Below are 21,668 nucleotides of genomic sequence, written 5' to 3' on the forward strand. Positions count from 1 at the left end.
CTGCGTGTTCCAACTCCAACATCCGTTGAACTCGAGGTTTCTGCATGACGCTCAGTCCTTTGGCAGGCAAGCCGGCTCCGGCCAGCGTGCTGGTCGATATCCCCCGCCTGCTCACCGCTTACTACACCGGCCGCCCCGACGCTGCCGTAGCGGCCCAGCGCGTGGCCTTCGGCACCTCGGGCCACCGGGGCAGTTCGTTCGACCTGAGTTTCAACGAAGACCACGTGCTGGCGATCACCCAGGCCATCTGCCTGTACCGCCAGGAAAAGGGCATCGACGGCCCGTTGTTCATCGGTGCCGATACCCACGCGCTGTCCGCGCCGGCAGCCGCCAGTGCCCTGGAAGTGCTGGCCGCCAATGGCGTGCAGGTAATGCTGTCCAAGGACGATGAATACACCCCGACGCCTGCGGTGTCCCACGCCATCCTGTGCTACAACCGTGGCCGCGATGGCGGGCTGGCCGATGGCATCGTCATCACCCCCTCGCACAACCCGCCGCAGAGCGGTGGCTTCAAATACAACCCGCCCAACGGTGGCCCGGCTGACAGCGATGTGACCAAGTGGGTCGAGGCCAAGGCCAACGAACTGCTGGCCGCAGGCCTTGCCGGCGTCAAGCGCATGGACCATGCGCAGGCCCTCCAGGCCCCGACCACCCAGCGCCACGACTATGTCAGCCACTACGTTGCCGACCTGGAAAACGTCATCGACTTCGACGTCATCCGCAGCGCCAACCTGCGCCTGGGCGTTGACCCGCTGGGTGGGGCAGGGGTGCGTTACTGGTCGGCGATCGCCGAGCACTACAAGCTGAACCTGGAAGTGGTCAACACCGAGGTCGACCCGACCTTCCGCTTCATGACCGTCGACTGGGACGGCCAGATCCGCATGGACCCTTCGTCGCCATACGCCATGCAAGGCCTGATCGGCCTGCGCGAGCGCTTCGATGTGGCGTTTGCCTGCGACCCGGACCACGACCGCCATGGGATCGTCACCGCCGATGGCCTGTTGCAGCCAAACAACTACCTGGCCGTGGCCATCGACTACCTGTACCGCCACCGTCCGCAGTGGCGCAGTGACGCTGCCGTGGGCAAGACGGTGGTGTCCAGCGGCCTGATCGACCGTGTTACCGCGCGTCTGGGCCGTGAGTTGTATGAAGTGCCGGTGGGCTTCAAGTACTTTGCCCAAGGGCTGTTCGACGGCTCGTTGGGCTTTGGCGGCGAAGAAAGCGCCGGCGCCTCGTTCCTGCGCAAGGACGGTACGGTCTGGGCTACCGACAAGGATGGCTTGATTCCGGCGCTGCTGGCCGCCGAGATGACTGCACGCACCGGCCGTAATCCAAGCCAGGCCTATGCCGACCTCACGGCGGCGCTGGGCAAGCCGTTCGCTACCCGTGTGGAAGCGAAGGCCGATGCGCGGCAGAAGGCATTGCTGAGCAAGTTGGCGCCGGAGCAGGTCAAGTCGACCGAGCTGGCTGGAGAGCCCATCGAGCAGATCCTCAGCCACGCGCCCGGCAATGGCCAGGCCATCGGGGGCCTGAAGGTGATGACCGCCAACGGCTGGTTTGCCGCGCGGCCTTCGGGCACCGAGGACATCTACAAGATCTACGCCGAGAGCTTTATCGACGAGGCGCACCTGCAACGCCTGGTGGCAGAGGCGCAGGTACTGGTGGATGCCGCGATTGCCTGATTGACCTGTGAAGCAGGGCCGCAGCGCGGCCCTGCTTGTTCAAGCCACATCGACCAGCACGATCTCACTGTCCTCGATTGCGGTCACCCGCAGCACGTCTTCCTGCTCGATCGCCACGCCATCGCGGCCTTTGGCCCGCAGCCCATTGACCTCGACCAGGCCCTTGGCCGGCACCAGATACCCTCGACGCCCTGCATCGAAGCGGTACTCGGCCGTTTCGCCTGCCCGCAGGGTTGCCGCTACCAGACGCGCATCGGTGCGGATCTGCAAGCTTTGCTCATCGCCCGCCCGGCCGCTGGCCAGGGTCACGAAGCCTTCACCGCGTTCGCCTTTGGGGAACGGCCTGGTCCCCCATGACGGTGCATCGCCAACGCGTTCCGGCACGATCCAGATCTGGAAAATACGGGTATCGACGTCTTCCAGGTTGTACTCGCTGTGCACGATGCCGGTACCGGCACTCATGACCTGTACATCGCCGGCCTCGGTGCGGCCTTTGTTGCCCAGGCTGTCCTGGTGAGTGATGGCGCCTTCACGCACATAGGTGATGATTTCCATGTCGCGGTGTGGATGCGGTGGGAACCCGCTGCCGGCGGCGATCAGGTCATCGTTCCATACCCGCAGGTTGCCCCAGTGCATACGCGCCGGGTCATGGTATTCGGCAAACGAGAAATGGTGATGGGCGTCGAGCCAGCCGTGGTTGGCGTGGCCAAGGCCTTCGAAAGGTCGCAGTTGCAGCATGATCGTGCTCCTTGAATGGGTGGAATGGGCTCATGATGCTTCAAAGAAAGATCGAAAATAAGCGTAAATATCGGCTAATTATCATCGTTTAATTAGATTGTTCTGGGCAATGTGAATTGTGCGATTCATCGCCTAATCCACTGATCTGCAAGCATTCGCTGGCGATTTTTTGCCGATGCGGCGAACATGCACGCTGATTCGATTTTCAACGGAGTGACCGTGGCCCACGAGCAACCCCAGGCCCCTGCCGAACTGACCCCGCCCGCACAATTGCCCTGGCTTCGCCGCCTGGCTGCACGGCTTTTGGGCCGTGGGCTGAGCCGCTTGCAGGCGCAACACCGCGACTCCTGGTTCCTGGGGTATGCCACCGGCCAGCGCAGCGGCCACGCTGATGGCGTGCGCGAAGGTTTCGAGCGTGGACGGGTGGAAGGCTACGAGGCGGGGCGCCAGGTACTGGTGATTCGCGATTCACGCCCTGATGCCGCCGCCGTACCCGGTCAGGATGACCGGTTGTTCGACGACTGGCGCCTACCACTGACCACTGAGCTCAAGAAGCGCTTCAAGGCCGATGTAGCCCAGCGCCTGCCCGCCGAGGCACAGCCCAGTGCCGCCCAGTGGAAGCTGATATTCAGTGATACGCCGTCCACTTGCGTGGTGGCCGGGGCTGGGGCTGGTAAGTCCACTTCGCTGGTGCTGCGCATCCTGCTGCTACGCCATTACCTGGGCTATGAGCTGGACGCGATGACGGTGGTCACTTTCACCCGTGAATCGCGCAAGGACTTCATCAAGCGCCTGGTGCAAGTGTTCTCGCTTTGGCAGCTCGACCTGCCACCGGCGCGCGCGCGCGAGCTGGTACGTACCTTCCACTCGCGCATCTTGCCGCTGGTCCGCAGCCTGCCGGGTTTCGGCCAGGTGCGAGCATTCGAGACCCTGGGCAACGACATGCCAGAGGGGCGTGAGGCGGAGGCCGAGAGCAACCCGTTTGACCTGCGCCTGAACGACGCCCAGCGCCAGCAGCTCAACCTTTGCTATCGCGACCTGCTCGCCGAAAACCCGCGCTTTGCCGAAATCATCGCGACCCTGCGACGTGAAGCCCTGCAGCTCAAACCGCTGGACCCGGACCACCCCGATGTGCAGAAGCGCGTGCAGGTGACGCAACTGGCTGCCCAGCGCGACGAAGAGCTGTGCGACGTGATCGAGGACCTGTGGTTCGCGGCGGGCGTTTGGCCGATCAAGGGCATTGAGCCGTGCCGTGAAACGGTCGACATCCGGGGCAGCCGCTTCCATGTGCATGGCCGTCTGGAAGGCCTGGATGCCTGGGTTGTGCTTGGTTTCGACCCGTCGGAAAGCACACAGTACCAGCGCCCGGGGGCCAAGCTTGCGGTGCGCGCCGAGTGGGCGGTCAAGCGCACGTTGCTGCAGGCGTTCTGCGACAGGCCGCTGATCTGGCTGGACAACTATGCCATGGCCCGGCGCCTGGCCGCCTCGCTGGCAGGCGACGCGGTCGCGGGCCCTGGGTTCGAATACAAGGTCAAGGGCGAGTTGGCCCCGGCACCGTTGCTCGATGCTTTCGTCGGTGCCGCCAACTTCATCGAAAACCTGGGCCTTGAGGTCAACAGCGCCGTGGCGGCGATGAGTTTCCCGTCCGGTGACAGCGATGCCTTGTTCTTCGAGGCCCTGGCACTGTACTGGAAAGCCCTCGAGGCGCACCTGCTCAACCAGTCGCCGCCGGTGATGAGCTACAACCGCATGTTCGCCCTGTTCGGTGAGAACAACCCGGAGAACCTGCAATTGCTGCCAGACCCGATGCTCAGGCCGTTGGCGCATCTGATGATCGACGAATTCCAGGATGTATCGCCGCAGATCGTCAGCTGGCTACGCGCCAGCCTCGCGGAGATCCGCCGCCGCGGAGCGGCCATGCACACCGGCCGTAACGCCCAGTACTCTTCGCTGCTGTGTGTGGGTGACGATTGGCAGTCGATCTATGGCTGGCGTGGCAGTTCGCCCAAGTACTTCATGGAGTTCACCAAGACCTTCCCTTCGCCGGCCAATACCCGGGTGATGCTGGTCGACAATTACCGTTGTCAGCAACTGGTCATCGATGCTGCCGAGCATCTGGTCAAGGGAGCGCCATCGATCACTGGCAAGAAGGCCCGGGCCGCGGGCCCTGCTGCCGAGTTGCCGGTGTCGGCAGTCAAGGTGTGCGAACGTGACGAAGCGGTGCTTGGCCAGACGCTGATCGAGCATTACCAGCGTGGCGAATCGGTGATGATGCTGTACCGCAAGGGCGCCGATAAAGCCTTGATGAGCGAGCATCTGGCCAGCGTACTGCAAGGCGAAGCGGCATTGCCGCCCGAACAAAGGCGTCTGCGTCAGCTGACGTACCACAGCGCCAAGGGGCTGCAGGCCGATGCAGTGTTCATGCTCGGCGACTGCCAGTACCTGACCAGCTCGCCGTACAAGAACCAGGTGTATCGCCAGGCCGGCCTTGGCCGGGCCGGTGATGCCCAGCCGTTCGATACAGCGCAGAAGGAAGAGGTACAGCGCCTGGCCTACGTGGCGGTCACGCGCGCCGCCAGACACTGCTATTGGCATGTCGAGGCAGCCAGCGGCGAAGCGGCCGCTGCGCCACGGGCTTCGAGCCAGGTGGATGGCCGGCAGGCCTTCTTCGAAGACTTGCGCGGCCAATGATCGCGGCTTAGCCAGCGAGGGTTTCGGCCTGCCGGGTGAGGCTGAGCAGCAGGCCGTGCTCGACCTTTTGCTGCTCCTCGTTCAAGGCGCGCATGGCGTGGTCGAACTGGCCGTCATTGAGCGGCACACGCCGCAGCAGTCCGTTTTCGTCCAGCGGGTTCTGCGGCAGCACAGGCAACAGGGCTTCAAGTACCGAGCTGTCCAGGCGGGCTACCGGTTCATGGCTGCCGTCCAGGCAATGGAACAGGTAGTCATGGCCCACTCGCCAGAAATCGGTGAGCAGGCTGAATGCTTCGGCATTGTGACGCTTGAGGTAGTGCACCCAGCCGGCCTGCCCAAGTATCCAAGCCTGCCGAGTATCGGTTCTGGCATCCTGGGCAAGCACTGCGCTGTGTACCTTCTCGATGATGGTGCTGTTGATCCTGGCCGTGTCCCGGTAGAGCATGCCGCGGCTGGGTTCAGGGAAGTCCAGCCGGGTTGCAAGGGACTGACGCAAGGCGAGGCGGACTTCTATATCGTCGACCAGCCCGGTTTCCAGTTCGACGTCAGGAAACGCGGCCGGATCATCCAGTGAGTCGTACTGTGGCAGATCCGCATCGAACATACCCTCTTGCAGCGCCTGCTTGCGCAATGTCCTTCTCAGGCTGATGCGGTCGGCCAGTTCGTTGACGATGTCCCGGCGATAGAGCTTGCGGTATAGCGCGAGCAGGGTCTTGGCCTGCTCGCCGGTATGGCCTGCGGCTTCGTGCGCCAGCACTTCGATCTCCAGTGCGCTGAAGGCGTCGGCACCTGCGTCACCGCAGGTTGGCGGATACGCATGCGCCACGTCGGCAAGCCTTTCGCGCAGTGCCGTGTCCCGGCCGGCTTTCTCCAGCAGGGCCCAGACTCGGCGGCTCAGGCTGTCTGGCTCATGCCGCGCCTCGGCTGACTGTACCAGGCGTTCGAGAATCCCCAGCAATTCACCGTTTTCCCCCTGGTCGAACAGATCGGTCCAAAGCTGGTCCTGGTGGGTGGAGGCGGTACTGCGCCACAGTGTCTGCCATTCAGGCATATCGGGTGCGTGTTCAAAGACCTGGACGCCGCTGGCGCGCAGTTGCGCACGGGTTTGCGCTTCAAGCGTGTTGTAATTGAGGTGCCAGCGCCGCTCGGGTGCTCGCGCAGCGACGTCCCGGGCGAACGGGGTGCGCAGGATGTCCGCGAGATTGGGCAGGGTGCGAATGCGGTTGAATGACAAGTCCAGGTGACGCAGTTGGTACTGATGTTGGCTCATCAGCCGCGTCAACCCCTCTGGCCATTGCCGCAGGTCGCAGTTGTTCAGGTTCAGGGTGCGCAGGCGGCCCATATAGCTGACGTCGGGAGCATGGCCCAGTGTGTTGAAATCCAGCAGCAGTTCCTGGGGATGGATCATGGCCTGGAAGGCCGAGGCCAGGGTTTGGTCGAGGGTAATGGCATTGCTGCCCAGGTTCAGTACATCCAGCCGTAAGCCAGCCAGCAAGACGAGGCTGGCAGCGTCCAGCTGCAGCCGGTTTCTGCGCAGGTTGAGGTTGCGCAGGCCGGGCATGGCCGCCAGGGCCTCATGAGCCAGGGGCGAGAGGGCCGGCAAAGCATTGCCGTTCAGCTTGAGCGTTTGTAGTCCAGGTGCCGATTTCAGTGCCTGGAACAAGGCCTCGGCGTCCATGTCCGGGTTGCCGGCCACCTCGAGTGTGCGCAGGCCAGGAAAGCATGACAGAAAATCCCCTTCCAGGCGCTCGAGCCTGAGCCCTTCCAGTGTAAGGGTGCGAACATGTGGCAAGCGTGCCGTGAGCGTTGGCAGCGTGCGTAACTGCATGCGGTCCAGCGTCAGCGTCTCGCGGGCAGCGCCACCTTCACGGCCCCAGGCGGCCAGCATCCGCTCGGCAAAGTGTGAGCGATCGAACCGCTCGTCCAGCTCATTCGCGCCGCCAACCCACCTGTGCAGGTCCTGGCGCAAGGTGCGTTGCTCGGCTTCCAGTCGGCTGATCTGAATACCCAGGTTGCCCGCCTGGGCCAGTTCGGATTGCAACGTGCCGAGTTCTCTGTGGTCGAGCTCTGGGTAGAGCGCGCGCAGGCGCTGCGTCGCGCGCCCGGTACCGCGGCCACTGAGCGGGTAGCCGATACGGCCGGCGGCAAGGCGCAAAGGTGAACGGTAGCCAGGTTTGATGGGCTGCTGGCCAATCAGCGCGGCGCAGTTTTCGCGGTCGGCGAGCGCAACCTCAAACAGTTGCGCGGCGCTTGCCTGCGGATGCTGGCCCAGCAGGCCTTCGGTCAATTGCTGGCTGTCGCTATTGGCCAAATGCGGGCGGTAAAGGCCCATGATGGCGCGGTCCAGCCGTGTGCGGGCTTGCAACTGGCGCGCTTCTTCGGCTATCCGTAACGGCACACGTCCAGTTGCCAGGCGTGCGCGTTCGGTATGGCTGGCCGCCTGGATGACCTCTTCCAAGGCACCAGGTGGTACACCGGGGAACTGCCTGCGCAATGGCTGTGTCGCGTCACTTGCAGGCTGGGCATGGTTGCGCAGCATACTGTGGTATATCGCCTCGCGCTGGCTCTGCAGCTGTTCACCCAGCCTGGTGTTCAGGGCCGATGCCCACAGGTCGGAAGGCAGGTCGCCGAGCATGGCTCGCACGTGTCGCTCGTCCAGCTGCGTTACGACTGCATGGCCCAGTTGACCATTCTCCAGATCCGAGCGGGTCATGCTGATTTCAATCTGGCCTGGTGTGTCGAGCGCCCCATACCGCACCGCATCGCCCCACGGTTCGGGGCCGATGAATACCTTGAGCACGTGATCCTGCGGCCAACCTGGCAGGCGCACCAGTTCCGGCAGCGCATAGTTCTTGTAGGCCGCCATTGAGAGGCCGTGCCGCACACGGTGGATCAGGTTCTGCACCTCGTTGTCCAGGCGTATGCGCAGCAGCATGTCCTCCAGCAGAGCCGGCGGGCGCAGCCCTTTGGCATGCATGCGGCGCAGCACACTGGCGTCTGTACCCGTACTGCGCATCGCCGTGATCAGCTCGCTGCTGTCGAGCCCCAGGCTTGAGTGGCCAAGCCGCTGCAGCAACTGCGTATCGTCCCATTGCAAAGGCTGCTCATGGGCCAGTTGCCAGCGCCCGTCACCCTGATGATGTAACAGGGGCGCGTAGGCTGCTGGGGCGCTGGGATGGCGGATGCGCCATTGCTGGTCAGGATCCTGGAACGTTTCATAGGGCGTGCCTTCCAGCATGAGGTAGCGTTTGCCCTCGAGCTCGTAGTGCCCAAGTGCATCGGGCTGGCCTTCTGTTGGCAGGGTGACCGGACTGGCATAGGGGCCCATGTCCGGATGCCACAGTTGCAGGCGGTCTTCATGCCATACCGCTTGCATGGCATCGACGAAACCTGACGCTTTGATGACCTTGGCTGCGCCGGCAAAACCGGCGATCGCGGCAGCATTGATTACCAACGATTCAACCTGGGCCAGTGCTTGTGCAGTGTCACTTTCTTCCCAGGCCTCAAAGCCGGTAAACACCGAATCCATCAGTTGATAAGCGAAAACGCCGGTCATTACCGCGTTCAGGCCGGGCACGAAGAAGGCGGCGATGTTCAGCACGTTCATGCCCATATCTAGCCAGTACCGCAGGTGCCTCTGATGAACCTCGGCGTCGACATCGGCTGTGGGGACAGCCAGGACCCTGGCGTCGGCCTTGAGGCGGGCAAGGTGGGCGAGGTAAAGGGTTGGCCAAAACTCGGTTCTTGTTTGCGATGGCAAGACGTGAAAGCTCGGCGACTTGCATGGCCGTTGCCTGCCTTGCTCATCGATCTCGAACAGTGCGTCCCGTAGCTTGCCCGCCAGCATGGGCTGGTCGCGTTTATAGGCAAGCCCGATAACGGTTTCGCGGAACGTGCTGTGCAGCAGCCGCTGTCGGAAATGCTTGGCAGCAGCCTGACGGGAGGGGTATTCGCGCACAGGGTGTTCTTCGTCGCCCGGGAGGTGGACGATGCAGGGGGTGATTGCATCCGGTATATCGGCGCCGATGAACAGCATCTCGTGCAACGGGATGTCGAACAGGCTCAAACGCCAGCTATGCAGGCGATGGCCGTCGTAGGCGGGCTGAGGTACGTCATTGCACAGGTCGTTGATCGCGGCGAGGCCTTTTGCGCTCAGCAGGCCCTTGAGCGAGGCGATGTACGCCTGAACGCGCAGTTCCTCTTGGCTGGCCCGCATCGACAGCTGACTGATTTGCGCCTTGTGCGGGCCTTCATAGATGGCCTGCAGGTGATCCTGATATTGCTGGCCAAGGTCCAGTGTGCGGCAATGCCGCACGAATTGCGCCAGGGACAAGCCGGCCAAGGGCGTGTCGTCGCCGGGCGCGCAGGTCAGCCCGCTGTAAGGCCCGACTTGTTCGATGCCTTCGAAGTTGTGCAGGGCGGCTTCAAGCAAGCTGCGCGACTGACGAGGGCCTACGGGGCGGGTCACAAAGGTCTCTTCCTGCAGGTGCGCACCCAGCGGTACTTCCAGGCTGCCGGTGCCCGGCCCGTAGTTGATGACCGTCTCGAAAGGCTGGAAGTTGTACTGGGCCTTGTCCACGGCCACTTTCAGACCCAGCCGGCTGCTCAGCAAAGGGCTGCAGAACGTGGTGATGTCCTTGAAACCCACAAGTGCGTTGCTCAGTTGGGTAACGCAGCTGTCACGTCGCCCGATGAGCATGCGCAACTGCTCACGATGCTCTGGCTGCGCGGTCGCATACCAGCTGTAAGGCGCGCCATCTTCATCCACGTAGGGCGCGCGTGCGCGTTGCACGATGCCTCTGGCATGCGTGGGATGCAGGGTGCGGGCCCATTCGGGCAGGGCTTGAGTGATCAGGTCTTGGTGCAGGGCAATCGCATTGTGCATGGGATGAGCCTCGTATGAGTGGAGGCGGTAGTCGACACCGCTGGCGAAGCGGGCGTGCGGTAGATAGTTGCCCGCAAGGGTCGGTCTCGTGCATGCATGGGTCGGTAAGAGGCCAGCAAGGCAGGCCACGCTGCGAGATGGTGGGGTGAAGGCATGGCGCCAGTGTTCAGCGAAGGAGAGTGCGATGCGTTCGCTATGCAGTCCAAAGGATCACCTGCTTGACCTCGACGGTATTGAAATAGCGGTACGCACGTGGGGAGCCGAAGACGGTATACCGGTGCTGGCGTTGCACGGCTGGCTGGACAATGCCGCCTCGTTCGAGCGGCTGGGCCCGTTGCTCGATGGTTGCTTCGTGGTCGCCCCTGACCTGGTCGGTCACGGTCGCTCCGATCACCGGCGCCACGACAGCGGCTACTACCTGTGGGAGCATGCCGAGGACATGCTGGCGGTGGTCGAAAGCCTTGGGCTGGTGCGGTTTCATGTGCTAGCCCATGGCATGGGCACCGGCATTGCCTCGCTGCTGGCTGCCATGACCAGCGGCATCGCCAGTATGACCTTCCTCGACGGCATGGGAGCGCCGTTCACGGTTGCCGAGGATGATCGCGTGCAGCACCTGGCCCGTGCCTATCGGCTCAAGCGTATGGTGCAACGCAGCCAGTTGCACGGCTTTGCCGACGTCGCCGGGAGCCGCTTCGACGATCTGGAAACTGCCCTGGAGCAGCGACGCAAGCGTCTCGATGGCGAACTTGCCGACGACGCCGCACGGTTGCTGGCCATGCGTGACCTGCTGCAGTTGGCGCACGGCTACTGCTGGCGCCATGACCCACGGCTGGTGTTGCCCGAGCCGATGCCACTGACCGAGCGCGAGGCGTGTGACCTTCTCAGGGAAATCCGCTGCCCGCTTTACCTCATGCTGGGCAGGCAGGGGGCGTTTGTTGGCGGTGCCTTCGCGCAGCGCGAGGCTGCACTGCCCAGCCATGCCCGGGTCTCCTGGCACCCAGGTGGGCATCACTTCCACTTGGAAGCGCCGGACCGAACAGTGGTCGAGCAGATACTGCGCACCCTGGCCCGCCATGATGCCGGCCTGCTGCAGCGCCTGGTGAACGAGTAGCGGGGGATGCGCTGCTGGGCTATGGTGGCCGGGACCTCTGTGCAATCGCCTCAAGGAGCGCCGGCATGAGACCCTTCGCCATCAAGCACATCGACCACCTGGTGCTGCGCGTCAGCGACCTGCAGCGCAGCGTGGCCTTCTACCGTGACCTGCTGGGCTGCACGGTCAGCAGGGAGCGCGAGGACCTGGGGATGGTCCATTTGGCAACCGGTACGGCCATGATCGACCTGGTTACCCTCGATGGCCCGCTTGGGCGCCCCGGTGGTGCTGCACCCGGGGCTCAAGGGCGTAACCTTCACCACTTCTGTCTGCGTATAGAACCGTTCGATGAACAAGCGCTGACCGCCTACCTGCAAGCGGCCGGCGTGGCGGTGGAGCCTGCCCAGGTGCGCTATGGCGCCGAGGGCGAGGGGCTGTCGCTATACTGCTATGACCCCGATGGCAACCAGGTCGAGCTCAAAGGGCCAGTGCCAATGCAGCAGGGCGCATGACCGGGCTGTGAGGAAATGATATCCGCCGATGCTGACAACCTGGCTGTCCCGTACCAGCCGATTCTGCCTGGAATATTTTGCTGTCACTTTCGCCCTGCTTACCTGCGCTGCAAGCTTGAGAGCAATCAGTCGAAGTAACCACGCAGGGTAAAGGCATACCCGATATCCACGTCCTTGGCCTCACAGCGGCTTGAGCGCTTGGTCAACACGAATTCGAACGCTGGCTCGTACAGCCCCTCACGCACGACCGCGCCGCCCAGTACTTCGACGTCATACCAGCCGTTATCCAGCTCGATGATCGGCCGCCCCGGCACTTGGTAGCGGGCGAGCAGGTCACCGAGGGTCTTGTTGGTGAAATGCTGGAGGATGCGCCAGGTGTACACCATCACCGCACGGTTCTCGACCCGTAGCACATAACCGTCGCGTCGGTGTTTCAGGCGGCTGCCGGGCTCGAGCAAGGCGGGAGTGTCACCTTCGAGGGTGAAAATGATGTGGTAGGGCAGGTTGTCGATGCCGGCCAAGGGTATGACGATGCCTTCGCGCACGGCCCTGTCGCCGCTGTCGGTGTGGGTGAATTCGCTGGCCAGGTCATCGGGCAAGTCATTGTCGTGCTTGAAGCGGTCGAGCAACTGAATGTCCCCGACCAGAAAGTAATCGATCAGGTCGTTGAGCACTTCGCTGAATTCGTGGCGCATTGTTTTTCCTTGTTTTAGCGCACCGGGAATAGCGGCAACTTTAGCCAATGGCAGCCTGGCCTGCCATGGGCCAGGGTCAATGTTTCTGAGCGATCTGGATCAGGTTGCCGCAGGTATCGTCGAACACCGCGACGGTGACCGGGCCCAGGTCGGTGGGTTGTTTGGTGAACCTGACCCCGGCCTTGCACAAGCGCGTGTACTCGGCCTGAATGTCGCGCACGCCGAACGACGTCGCCGGGATACCGTCCTGGCGAAGCGCTGCCTTGTAGGTCTTGGCCGCTGGGTGGGCATCGGGCTCCAGTACCAGCTGAACGCCGTTGGGCTCGTTGGGAGAAGTGAGGGTCAGCCAGCGGTACTGGCCCATGGGGATGTCGTCCTTGGGCTCGAAACCCAGTACGTAGTGGTAGAAAGCCAAGGCCTTGGCCTGGTCGTCGACGAGGATGCTGGTGACAACGATTTTCATAGGCTCACACCGTTCCTGCGGCTGTTTACCTTCCAGTAAAGACGTTTTGCAGCCGGGCGTGGCAAAGCAAGAATATGTTCAAGCCATAGGCAAATCCTTCATCACCGCGCCGCCCGCCACTGCAACGGCACGGTAAAGTGGCAGGATAATTCAAAAGGGCGCCGCTAGCGGCGCCACAGAGGTGCCTGTGGCTTCCTATACCTTGCGACAACTCAAATACTTCGTCACCACCGTCGAGGCCGGCAGCGTTGCCGAGGCATCGCGCCAGTTGTACATCGCGCAACCGTCCATTTCCACAGCGATCAAGAGCCTGGAAGAAAGCTTTGGTGTGCAGTTGTTCATCCGCCACCATGCCCAAGGTGTTTCGCTCACCCCCAGCGGCAAACGCTTCTACGCCAAGACCAAATCGTTGCTGCAGATGGCCCACGAGTTCGAGCAGAACGCGCTGGCCGACAACGATACCGTGGCCGGCCAGATCGATATTGGCTGCTTCGAAACCGTGGCCCCGCTGTACCTGCCACGCCTGATCGCCGGTTTTCGCGAACGCTACCCGGGCGTTGACATCCGTTTGCGCGACGGCGAGCAGCAGGAGCTGATCCAGGGCTTGACGGCGGGTACGTTCGACCTGGCGTTTCTCTACGATCATGACCTGGATGGCACCATCGAGGCTGAGCCGCTGATGGCCCCTCAAAAGCCCTACGTATTGCTTCCTGAAAAGCACCGCTTTGCCGGCCAGTCGCAGGTGTCACTGCGTGACTTGTGCCCGGAGCCGATGATCCTTCTGGATGTGGCGCCGAGCCGTACCTACTTCGTCAGCCTGTTCAACGAGATGGGTCTTACGCCGAACATTGTCTTCAGTTCGCCGTCGATCGAGATGGTGCGCGGGATGGTGGGGCAGGGGTTCGGCTTTTCGCTGCTGGTGACCCGGCCGCATTCAGAATGCACGTATGACGGGCAGAAGCTGGTGACGGTGGACATTGCCGAGCCGGTGGCGTTGTCGGGGTTGGCTGCGGCGCGTTTGAAGCGGGTGCAGTTGACCAAGCCGGCGCAGCTTTTCGTGGAGTTTTGCCGGGAAGAACTGGGCAGGATGTAGATGACCGGGGCGCAGCGCGCCCCAGCACCTCACTCAATCAAGCGTGATCCGGCACCACCGCAATCACATCGATTTCCATCAGCCATTCAGGCTGGGCCAGGCCCGCCACTACCAGCCCGGTGGAAATCGGGAACACGCCCTTGAGCCACTTGCCCACTTCTTTGTACACCGGCTCACGGAAGCGCGGGTCGGTGATGTAGGTGGTGGTCTTGACGATATGCGACAGGTCGGAGCCTGCTTCTTCAAGCAGTTGCTTGACGTTCTTCATCGCTTGCTCAGCCTGCGCCCGAGGGTCGCCCAGGCCCACCAGGCGGCCCTCGAAATCGGTGCCTACCTGGCCGCGCACATAGATGGTGTTGCCGGCGCGCACGGCTTGGCACAGGTCGTTGTCCAAGGTCTGGTTAGGGTAGGTGACCTTGGTGTTGAACATGCGGATGCGGGTATGGGTAGGCATCAGTGGGCTCCGAGGGTGCTGACGTTGCTGATCGAGGTAGTTTGCTGCTCATCCGCTTCACGCTGTTCGCGGTCGCGGTAGGCCAGGTAAGTGCGCTGGGTGGCGATGTGGCCAGCGACGTGCTTGGCGTCGTGCCAAACGCCCCAGATGAACGAGGAGCCGCGGCGCGACAGCCAGGGCAGGCCGAGGAAGTACACACCCGGTTCGCGGGACACGCCGCGCTGGTGCTGGGGCTTGCCATTGGCATCGAAGGTGTCGACCTGCAGCCAGCTGAAGTCCACGCCGTAGCCGGTGGCCCAGATGATGCTGGTGACATTGGCCTTGGCCAGGTCCAATTCCAGTAGCGGGTTGCTGACGCAAGCCGGGTCCGGCAGGCGCTTGCGTGCTTCGGGCTCTTGCGGCAGGTCCAGGCCGTTGCGTTCGACATAGGCATCGGCAGCGTCCAGCAAGGCCAGGTAGTTTTCGTCGCCGCGGCGGATGTTGTCGGCCAGGTTGTCCTGGAAGCGTGCAACACCGTTGTCGAACGATTGGGTCAGGCCGACCAGGGTCATGCCCTGATGGGCGAGAGCGCGGAAGTCTACGGTGTGGCCGCCACGGGCACCGCTGACGGCGATGGTCACGTGCTCGCGGCCAGGTTTGGCGATCTCGGCATCCCATTCGCCCAGCACGCCCAGCCACCAGCAGAAGTCGCGGTTGCGATAAGCCCGTGGCGGACGATCGTGGGCGCCGACCGACAGGTACACCTGGCGCCCGGCGCGCATCAGCTCTTCGGCGATCTGCACGCCGGAGGAGCCGGCACCTACCACCAGCACTGCGCCCTCAGGCAGTTGCCCGGGGTTGAAATAGGCGGCGGAGTGGATCTGGTGCAGGTGCTCGTCCTTGGGCGCGATGGCCGGGATGACCGGGCGCTGGAACGGGCCGGTGGCGGCCACCACACGGTTGGCCCGGATCACCCCCTCGTTGGTTTCGATGGTGAAGCCGGGGCGGTCGGCATTGCGCACCACCTTCTTCACCTCGATGCCGGTGCGCACCGGCAGGTTGTACTTGCGTACGTATTGCTCGAAGTAGTCGGCAACCTGGTCCTTGCCGGCGAAGGCGTCGGCGTCGAGGTTGAATTCAAGGCCGGGGAAGCGGTCATGCCAGGCCGGGCCATTGGCGACCAGCGAATCCCAGCGGCCAGTGCGCCAGGCCTCGGCGATACGCTTGCGCTCCAGCACCAGGTGCGGCACGCCGAGCTTGCTCAAATGTTCGCTCATGGCCACGCCGGCCTGGCCGGCGCCGACGACGAGGGTGTCGATTTCGATTGTATTCAGTGTCATGTCCGAGCCCTTGTTCAGGCGGTTTTTGTCAGGTCGGTTTGGAGGACCGCCGTTACCTGGGGCCAGACTAGGGATGCACGGAAAATCGCGAAATTAGTATTTAACGAGTACTTGCCGATAAAACGGCGAAGGCCTTGCTGCACAAGGGCTACAGGAAGGGTGGCAGGGGTTTCGGGCTGTTTTGCGTGGCTGTGCGCGGCCTTAGTTTTTTCCTGCTCAAGGCACAGGAAAAAGGTGGTTTCGCTCACTAAAAGGTTCTGCCCAGAATGCCTGCAATCGCCCAGAACAACAGGAGCCTTTTCATGACCTTCTCCATCATCGGACGCTGCCAGGAAACCGGCCAGGTCGGTATCGCCATCAGTTCGTCGAGCATCGCCGTAGGGGCGCGTTGCCCTTGGGTACGTGCAGGCGTCGGCGCCGTTGCCACCCAGAACATCACCTTGCCGGCGCTTGGCCCACAGATCCTCGATGCCTTGGAGCAGGGCCAGCTGCCGCCTGCGGCAGCGCTGGACCGGGTGCTCAGCGCCAATGGCTGGAGCGAGTACCGCCAGGTCACGGTGATCGACAGTAATGGCCAGGTGGCGCTGTTCACCGGCAAGCAGGCGTTGGGTGTGCACAACGCCGTGGCCGGTGAGCAATGCGCGGCGGCCGGTAACCTGTTGTCTTCGGTACAGGTCATCGAAGCCATGGTGCAAGCCTTCGAACAGGCCGGCGGGCACCTGGCTGATCGCCTGCTGGCGGCCATGCATGCGGCAATGGCTGCAGGTGGCGAGGCAGGCCCGGTGCACTCGGCGGCGCTGAAGATCGCGGGCGAGCTGACCTGGCCGCTGGTGGACCTGCGCGTGGACTGGGCCGATGAAAACCCGATCGGCGTGCTCGATGGTCTGTGGCAGGCGTACCGCCCGCAGATGCAGGACTACGTTACCCGCGCGCTGAACCCGACGACTGCACCGAGCTATGGGGTGCCGGGTGATGAGTGAGTTCACCAGCCGCGCCCTGTTGGCCCGGCTGATCGGCTATGCCACGGTCAGCCGCGACTCCAACCTGCAGCTGATCGGCTTCATCCGCGACTATCTGGCCGAACAGGGCGTGGACAGCGAACTGTTCCATAACCCTGAAGGCACCAAGGCCAACCTGTTCGCTACCATCGGCCCCGCTGATGTTGGCGGCGTGGTGCTGTCCGGGCATACCGATGTGGTGCCGGTGGATGGCCAGGCCTGGACGGTCGAACCGTTTGCCCTGAGTGAACGCGATGGGCGCCTGTATGGCCGTGGTACGGCGGACATGAAAGGTTTCATTGCCTCGGCGCTGGCGGCAGTACCCGCATTTCTTGCGCAGCCGCTGCGCATGCCGGTGCATTTGGCGTTTTCCTATGACGAGGAAGTGGGTTGCCTGGGGGTGCGCTCGATGCTCGCCGCGCTCGAACAGCGGCCTGACAAGCCGCGGCTTTGCCTGATTGGCGAGCCTACCGAGCTAAAACCGGTGCTCGGCCACAAAGGCAAGCTGGCCATGCGTTGCCAGGTGCACGGCGCGGCGTGCCATTCGGCCTATGCGCCGTATGGTGTGAATGCCATCGAATATGCCGCCAGGCTGATCGGCAAACTGGGTGAGATTGGTGACGCGCTGGCGCTGCCCGAACAGCACGACAAGCGCTTTGATCCGCCGTTCTCGACGGTGCAGACAGGCACCATCAAGGGCGGCAGGGCGCTGAATATCGTGCCCGAAGAATGTGCATTCGACTTTGAGGTGCGCGCCTTGCCAGGCTTTGAAGCGCAGACGGTGGCCGATCAGTTGCAGGCCTATGCCGAGGCCGAATTGTTGCCGCGCATGCGCAGCGTGAACGCGGCCAGTGCCATTCATCTGGCACCTTTGAGTGCATATCCTGGGTTGGCCACACCTGCCGACAGCGAGGCGGCGCGGTTGGTGGCATTGCTCAGCGGGTCGGATGAATTCGGTACTGTGGCGTTCGGCACCGAAGGCGGGTTGTTCGATCAGGCAGGCATCCCCACCGTGGTGTGTGGCCCGGGGAGCATGGAGCAAGGGCACAAGCCGGATGAGTTTGTCAGTGTCGAGCAGTTGCAGGGGTGTGATGCGATGCTGTCGAGGCTGGTGGATTACCTCAGGCAGGATTGAAAAGGGGCCGCACAGCGGCCCCGGGGGATCAGAAGGTCGCTTTGACCTGTAGCCCCACCACCAGCGCATTGTCGATGTCCTGCCCGGAGAAGGCACCAGGCTCGATGATGTACTGCACATCCGGGCGCAGGTTCAGCCATGGCGTTGCCTGGTAGCCGTAGCTCAGTTCGATCAATTGCTCGGCGCTGTCGATGTCCGGGAACTGCTGCCCGGCATCGAGCGCGGCATCTTCCAGCACGTCACGGCTGCGCGGGTTCGGCACGGCGCGGCCATAACCCAGCGCCACGGTGTCACGCGGGCGGCCTTCGAACGGCTTGTACAGCACCACGCCGGCGCCATACCACTTGGTAAATGGCGAGGCTGCCTTGCTCGACGCCGAGTACTGGCCGAAGGCATGCAGGCTGCGCCCCGGCAAACCGGCATCGTTCCACACCGCTTGGTCGATCAGCAGGTAATGGCCGCCACGGCCGGACACTTCGTCGTCACTGCCAATGCGTTTGACGTCGGAGCTGTCGTAGTAGTAGCCCAGCTTGTATTCACCCGGCAATTCACCCTGCAGCTTGTAGATCAGCTCGACCGGCACCACGGTGCCTGTGGTGTGCTTGGGCCCCAGGTGCCAGGCGCGGCTGGAGTTGCCGTTGCTTTCGGGGTCGACGTTGAACGCCGCCACGCGCAGTTGCCAAGATGGCGACAGGTCGTACTTCACGCGCACCCCCAGGTGGGCGTTGGGGTAGTTGGCCCAACCGCTGCCACCCGACATGTTCAGCGGGTGACCGCAGAAGCCGGCGTTCATGAAGTTGCACAGGATGCCGCTGTCCAGGCCGCCGAGGTCGTTGCCCATGGCCATGTAGCCGAGCTTGACGTTGAGCGCCGGGGTGAACAGGGTGCGCTCGTAGCTCAGTTCGGTCAGGCGGGTGTACAGGCCGCCGTAGTTTTCCTGGATCGGCAGGCGGTTGCCCACCAGGTCTTCCGAGGCGCTGTTGCCGCGACGGTCGTTGATGGTCAGCTGGACCTTGCCGCCGTTATCCAGGCCATACAGTTTCGACAGGTCGAACTGCACGCCGAACTTGAGGTTCTGCGAATAGCGCGCCGAGCGGTGCAGGCCACCGTGGGTGTTGTACGCGGTCTCACCGCTGTAGTCGCCGGTGACCTTGATGCCGTCTTCTTCAAGCTGGTGGCGCAGGCCGCCCCAGTCACCGGTCATGGTGCTGCGCGTCATGAGGTCGCCGTCGGCCAGGGCGGTGGTGCTGGCCAGGGCCAGCAGAAGGGGGGAGGTGATGCGAATAGCGGATGGCATTGCGGGGTCTCGAATTGATCTTTCAGGGCCTCATCGCCGGCAAGCCGGCCCCCACAAGGTCTTTCAACGAACCTGTGGGGGCCGGCTTGCCGGCGATGAAAGCGACGCGGTTTACGGCAGTGCGTAAGAAATCACGTAGTCGCCACGGTCAGTCGACTGGCGGGCGCCGCCGGCAGTGACCACCACGTACTGCTTGCCAGTCTTGGGCGAGACATAGGTCATCGGGCCACCCTGGCTGCCGACTGGCAGGCGGGCTTTCCAGATCTCGTTACCGTTGCTGCTGTCATAAGCGCGCAGGTAGAAGTCCTGGGTGCCGGCGATGAACACCAGGCCGCCTTGGGTCGACAGCGTGCCGCCCAGGGTTGGCAGGCCGATCTTGATCGGCAGGTGCATGCGGATACCCAGCGGGCCGGTATCTTCGACGGTGCCGACCGGTACCTGCCAGGCCACCTGGCGGGTCTTCATGTCGATGGCGGTCAGGGTGCCGAACGGTGGTGCCTGGCAAGGGATGCCGGCGACCGACAGGAAGCGGTTCTTGTTCACCGCATAAGGGGTGCCTTTGAGCGGTACGGCGCCCATGCCGGTGTTCAGCGCTTCACCACCGCCAGCGGCCTGGCCTTTGTTCTGCGACGGGATCATCTGGATCCACAGGCCCAGGCGCATATCGTTGACGAAGATGAAACCATGGACCGGGTCGGTGGATATGCTGCCCCAGTTCATGCCACCCAGCGAACCGGGGAAGCTCAGCGACAGGTCGGTGCCCGGTGCGGTGTACAGGCCGTCGTAGCGCATCTTCTTGAAGTCGATACGGCACAGCAGTTGGTCATATGGCGTGGCGCCCCACATGTCCGACTCGGTCAGGGTCTGTGCGCCGATCTGTGGCATGCCCACCGATTTAGGCTGGGTCGGGGAGTACGGCTCGTTCGGGATGTTGCTTGGCTTGACCGGAACTTCGTCAACCTGGGTAAGCGGCTTGCCGGTGGCGCGGTCGAGCACGTAGATCTGCCCGGCCTTGGTGCCGATCACCACCGCAGGTACCGACTTGCCGTCGTCCTTGGTGAAATCGATCAGGCTTGGCTGCATCGGCAGGTCGAAGTCCCACAGGTCGTTGTGCACGGTCTGGAACACCCACTTTTCGTTGCCGGTGGTGGCGTCCAGGGCCAGCACCGAAGCGCCGTAGGTGTGGTCCAGCTTGCTGCGCTCGACACCGTAGATGTCGGTGGACGAGGAGCCCATCGGCAGGAACACGGTGTTCATCGCCGGGTCGTAGGACATCGGCGCCCAGCTGTTCGGGGTGCTGCGCACATAGGTGCTGCCGTCGGCCGGAGCGTTGCGGTCTTGCGGGTTGCCCGGGTCGAACGCCCAGCGCATGGCACCGGTGAACACGTCGAAGCCACGGATCACGCCGCCTGGCATGTCGGTCTGGACGTTGTCGGCGACACGGCCGCCTACCACCACGGTGGTACCGGCCATCAGCGGTGCGGACGACAGCTGGTAGTAGGAGTTTGGCACGTCACCCAGGCCGGCCATCAGGTTGACCTGGCCATTGTTGCCGAAGCCTTGGCAGAACTCACCGGTGTCGGCGTCGACTGCGATCAGCCGGCCGTCGATGGTGTTGGTCAGCAGGCGACGCTGGCAGTTGGCGCCAGCCGGTACGCTACCGACGGTTACCGGCGAGCTGTTTGGCTGAGTTGGCTGGGCCACTGGCGCGGTAGCGTCGAAGTAGGCCATGCCACGGCAACGCTGCCACACTTTGGACTGGGCGTTGATCTCGTTTTTCCACAGCTCTTTGCCGGTGTCGGCATCGAGGGCGATCAGGTTGTTGTGCGGGGTGCAGATGAACACCTTGTTGCCAACCTGCAACGGGGTCAGCTGGTCTTCGGCACCGTTGCCATCGCTGACGGCGACGTCACCGGTGCGGTAGGTCCAGGCGACCTTGAGCTTGTCGACGTTGTCGCGGTTGATCTGGTCCAGTGCAGCGAAGCGGCTGCCACCTTCGGTATTGCCATAGTGGGCCCAGTCCTTCTGCTCCTTGCCGGCTTCGACCGGGGTCATGCCCGGGCCTTTGCCGGTAGGCGCGACGCTTGGATGGGCAACGAACATGTTGCCCGCAGCGATCACCAGCACCACGGCCAGCACGCCGGCGATGCCGTAGGCACCACGGCCAGTGCTACCGCCATTGGCACGTACCAGCTGCGGGTAGACGAGCGCCACCACCATGCCGATAGCACCGAACATGAACAGGCGCGAGAACAGCGGCCAGAACACCAGGCCGGCATCGATCAGTGCCCACAGTGCGGTGCCGATCAGGAATGCAGCGTACAGCCAGGCACCGGCTTTCTTGCGTCGGGCAATGAGTACGCCGGCGATGGCCATGGCCAGGCCGCCGATCAGGAAGTACCAAGAGCCGCCAAGGCCCGCGAGCTTGACGCCGCCGGCAGCCAGGAGGAGGCCGAGCAGGGCGATGATCACGCCCAAGCCGACCAGGATGATGTTTGTGGCGCCAGAGGCGCGCGGTGTTTCGTTCATGCCAGGGATCTCAGCAGGTGGAATGTGCGCAGTTTAAGCCCTTAGCAAGCTAATTAACAAGTTGGTACATAATGTTCTGAGTCTGAT

At 63.3% G+C, this 21,668-nt stretch carries 16 protein-coding genes; 7 read left to right on the forward strand and 9 right to left on the reverse strand.

The annotated features are described in order from the left end of the window. Positions 1–44 precede the first annotated feature (44 nt). Positions 45–1,682, forward strand: a complete 1,638-nt coding sequence (pgm, locus tag NGJ21_RS19880) for a phosphoglucomutase (alpha-D-glucose-1,6-bisphosphate-dependent) (protein WP_125923730.1) — start codon at positions 45–47, stop codon at positions 1,680–1,682. 39 nt (positions 1,683–1,721) lie between these two features. On the opposite strand, the gene NGJ21_RS19885 is transcribed toward pgm, so the two are convergent. Next, entirely contained in the window at positions 1,722–2,420 is a 699-nt protein-coding gene (locus tag NGJ21_RS19885; RefSeq protein ID WP_119687171.1) for a pirin family protein, read from the reverse strand. 186 nt (positions 2,421–2,606) lie between these two features. Here NGJ21_RS19885 and NGJ21_RS19890 point away from each other — a divergent pair, with 186 nt between their 5' ends. Continuing rightward, a complete protein-coding gene (locus NGJ21_RS19890; protein WP_251962554.1) occupies positions 2,607–5,111 on the forward strand; it encodes a UvrD-helicase domain-containing protein in 2,505 nt (834 codons plus the stop codon). A gap of 7 nt (positions 5,112–5,118) precedes the next feature. On the opposite strand, the gene NGJ21_RS19895 is transcribed toward NGJ21_RS19890, so the two are convergent. Beyond that, positions 5,119–9,996, reverse strand: coding sequence for an NEL-type E3 ubiquitin ligase domain-containing protein (locus NGJ21_RS19895; protein ID WP_251962555.1), 4,878 nt, complete (start codon positions 9,994–9,996; stop codon positions 5,119–5,121). Positions 9,997–10,180: 184 nt separating this feature from the next. Here NGJ21_RS19895 and NGJ21_RS19900 point away from each other — a divergent pair, with 184 nt between their 5' ends. Both NGJ21_RS19900 and NGJ21_RS19905 read left to right on the forward strand, forming a co-directional pair. Then, on the forward strand, positions 10,181–11,107 hold the full coding sequence (locus NGJ21_RS19900; protein WP_115274586.1) for an alpha/beta fold hydrolase: 927 nt from the start codon (positions 10,181–10,183) through the stop codon (positions 11,105–11,107). A 65-nt stretch (positions 11,108–11,172) separates the two neighbouring features. Then, positions 11,173–11,598 (forward strand): VOC family protein, encoded by a 426-nt coding sequence (locus NGJ21_RS19905; RefSeq protein ID WP_046785958.1) that lies wholly within the window; start codon positions 11,173–11,175, stop codon positions 11,596–11,598. A 125-nt stretch (positions 11,599–11,723) separates the two neighbouring features. On the opposite strand, the gene NGJ21_RS19910 is transcribed toward NGJ21_RS19905, so the two are convergent. Further along, on the reverse strand, positions 11,724–12,293 hold the full coding sequence (locus tag NGJ21_RS19910; protein ID WP_115274587.1) for a hypothetical protein: 570 nt from the start codon (positions 12,291–12,293) through the stop codon (positions 11,724–11,726). Positions 12,294–12,369: 76 nt separating this feature from the next. Continuing rightward, positions 12,370–12,756, reverse strand: a complete 387-nt coding sequence (locus NGJ21_RS19915; RefSeq protein ID WP_046785960.1) for a VOC family protein — start codon at positions 12,754–12,756, stop codon at positions 12,370–12,372. A 187-nt stretch (positions 12,757–12,943) separates the two neighbouring features. On the opposite strand from NGJ21_RS19915, the gene NGJ21_RS19920 reads away from it, so the two are divergent. Then, positions 12,944–13,849 (forward strand): LysR family transcriptional regulator, encoded by a 906-nt coding sequence (locus NGJ21_RS19920; RefSeq protein WP_251962556.1) that lies wholly within the window; start codon positions 12,944–12,946, stop codon positions 13,847–13,849. Positions 13,850–13,886: 37 nt separating this feature from the next. On the opposite strand, the gene NGJ21_RS19925 is transcribed toward NGJ21_RS19920, so the two are convergent. The 3 genes from NGJ21_RS19925 to NGJ21_RS19935 are packed head-to-tail and all read right to left on the reverse strand — an operon-like array spanning position 13,887 to position 15,870. Then, complete coding sequence (locus NGJ21_RS19925) at positions 13,887–14,303, reverse strand: RidA family protein (RefSeq protein WP_012314810.1); 417 nt, start codon at positions 14,301–14,303, stop codon at positions 13,887–13,889. Beyond that, complete coding sequence (locus tag NGJ21_RS19930; protein WP_046785961.1) at positions 14,303–15,622, reverse strand: flavin-containing monooxygenase; 1,320 nt, start codon at positions 15,620–15,622, stop codon at positions 14,303–14,305. The genes NGJ21_RS19925 and NGJ21_RS19930 overlap by 1 nt, the downstream gene beginning before the upstream one ends. A 14-nt stretch (positions 15,623–15,636) precedes the next feature. Further along, positions 15,637–15,870: a hypothetical protein gene (locus NGJ21_RS19935; protein WP_144415454.1), complete on the reverse strand. Its 234-nt coding sequence runs from the start codon at positions 15,868–15,870 to the stop codon at positions 15,637–15,639. Between the two features lie 54 nt (positions 15,871–15,924). On the opposite strand from NGJ21_RS19935, the gene NGJ21_RS19940 reads away from it, so the two are divergent. Both NGJ21_RS19940 and argE read left to right on the forward strand, forming a co-directional pair. Beyond that, positions 15,925–16,602, forward strand: coding sequence for a DUF1028 domain-containing protein (locus NGJ21_RS19940; RefSeq protein ID WP_012314808.1), 678 nt, complete (start codon positions 15,925–15,927; stop codon positions 16,600–16,602). Beyond that, on the forward strand, positions 16,595–17,755 hold the full coding sequence (argE, locus tag NGJ21_RS19945) for an acetylornithine deacetylase (RefSeq protein ID WP_251962557.1): 1,161 nt from the start codon (positions 16,595–16,597) through the stop codon (positions 17,753–17,755). Before NGJ21_RS19940 ends, argE begins: the two co-directional genes overlap by 8 nt. A gap of 28 nt (positions 17,756–17,783) precedes the next feature. On the opposite strand, the gene NGJ21_RS19950 is transcribed toward argE, so the two are convergent. After that, positions 17,784–19,052, reverse strand: a complete 1,269-nt coding sequence (locus NGJ21_RS19950; RefSeq protein ID WP_251962558.1) for a carbohydrate porin — start codon at positions 19,050–19,052, stop codon at positions 17,784–17,786. A gap of 111 nt (positions 19,053–19,163) precedes the next feature. After that, entirely contained in the window at positions 19,164–21,581 is a 2,418-nt protein-coding gene (locus NGJ21_RS19955; RefSeq protein ID WP_046785964.1) for a glucose/quinate/shikimate family membrane-bound PQQ-dependent dehydrogenase, read from the reverse strand. Between the last annotated feature and the right edge of the window lie 87 nt (positions 21,582–21,668).

The sequence above is a fragment of the Pseudomonas sp. Marseille-Q5299 genome (genome assembly GCF_943737035.1).
Classification (GTDB): Bacteria; Pseudomonadota; Gammaproteobacteria; order Pseudomonadales; family Pseudomonadaceae; genus Aquipseudomonas; species Aquipseudomonas putida_E.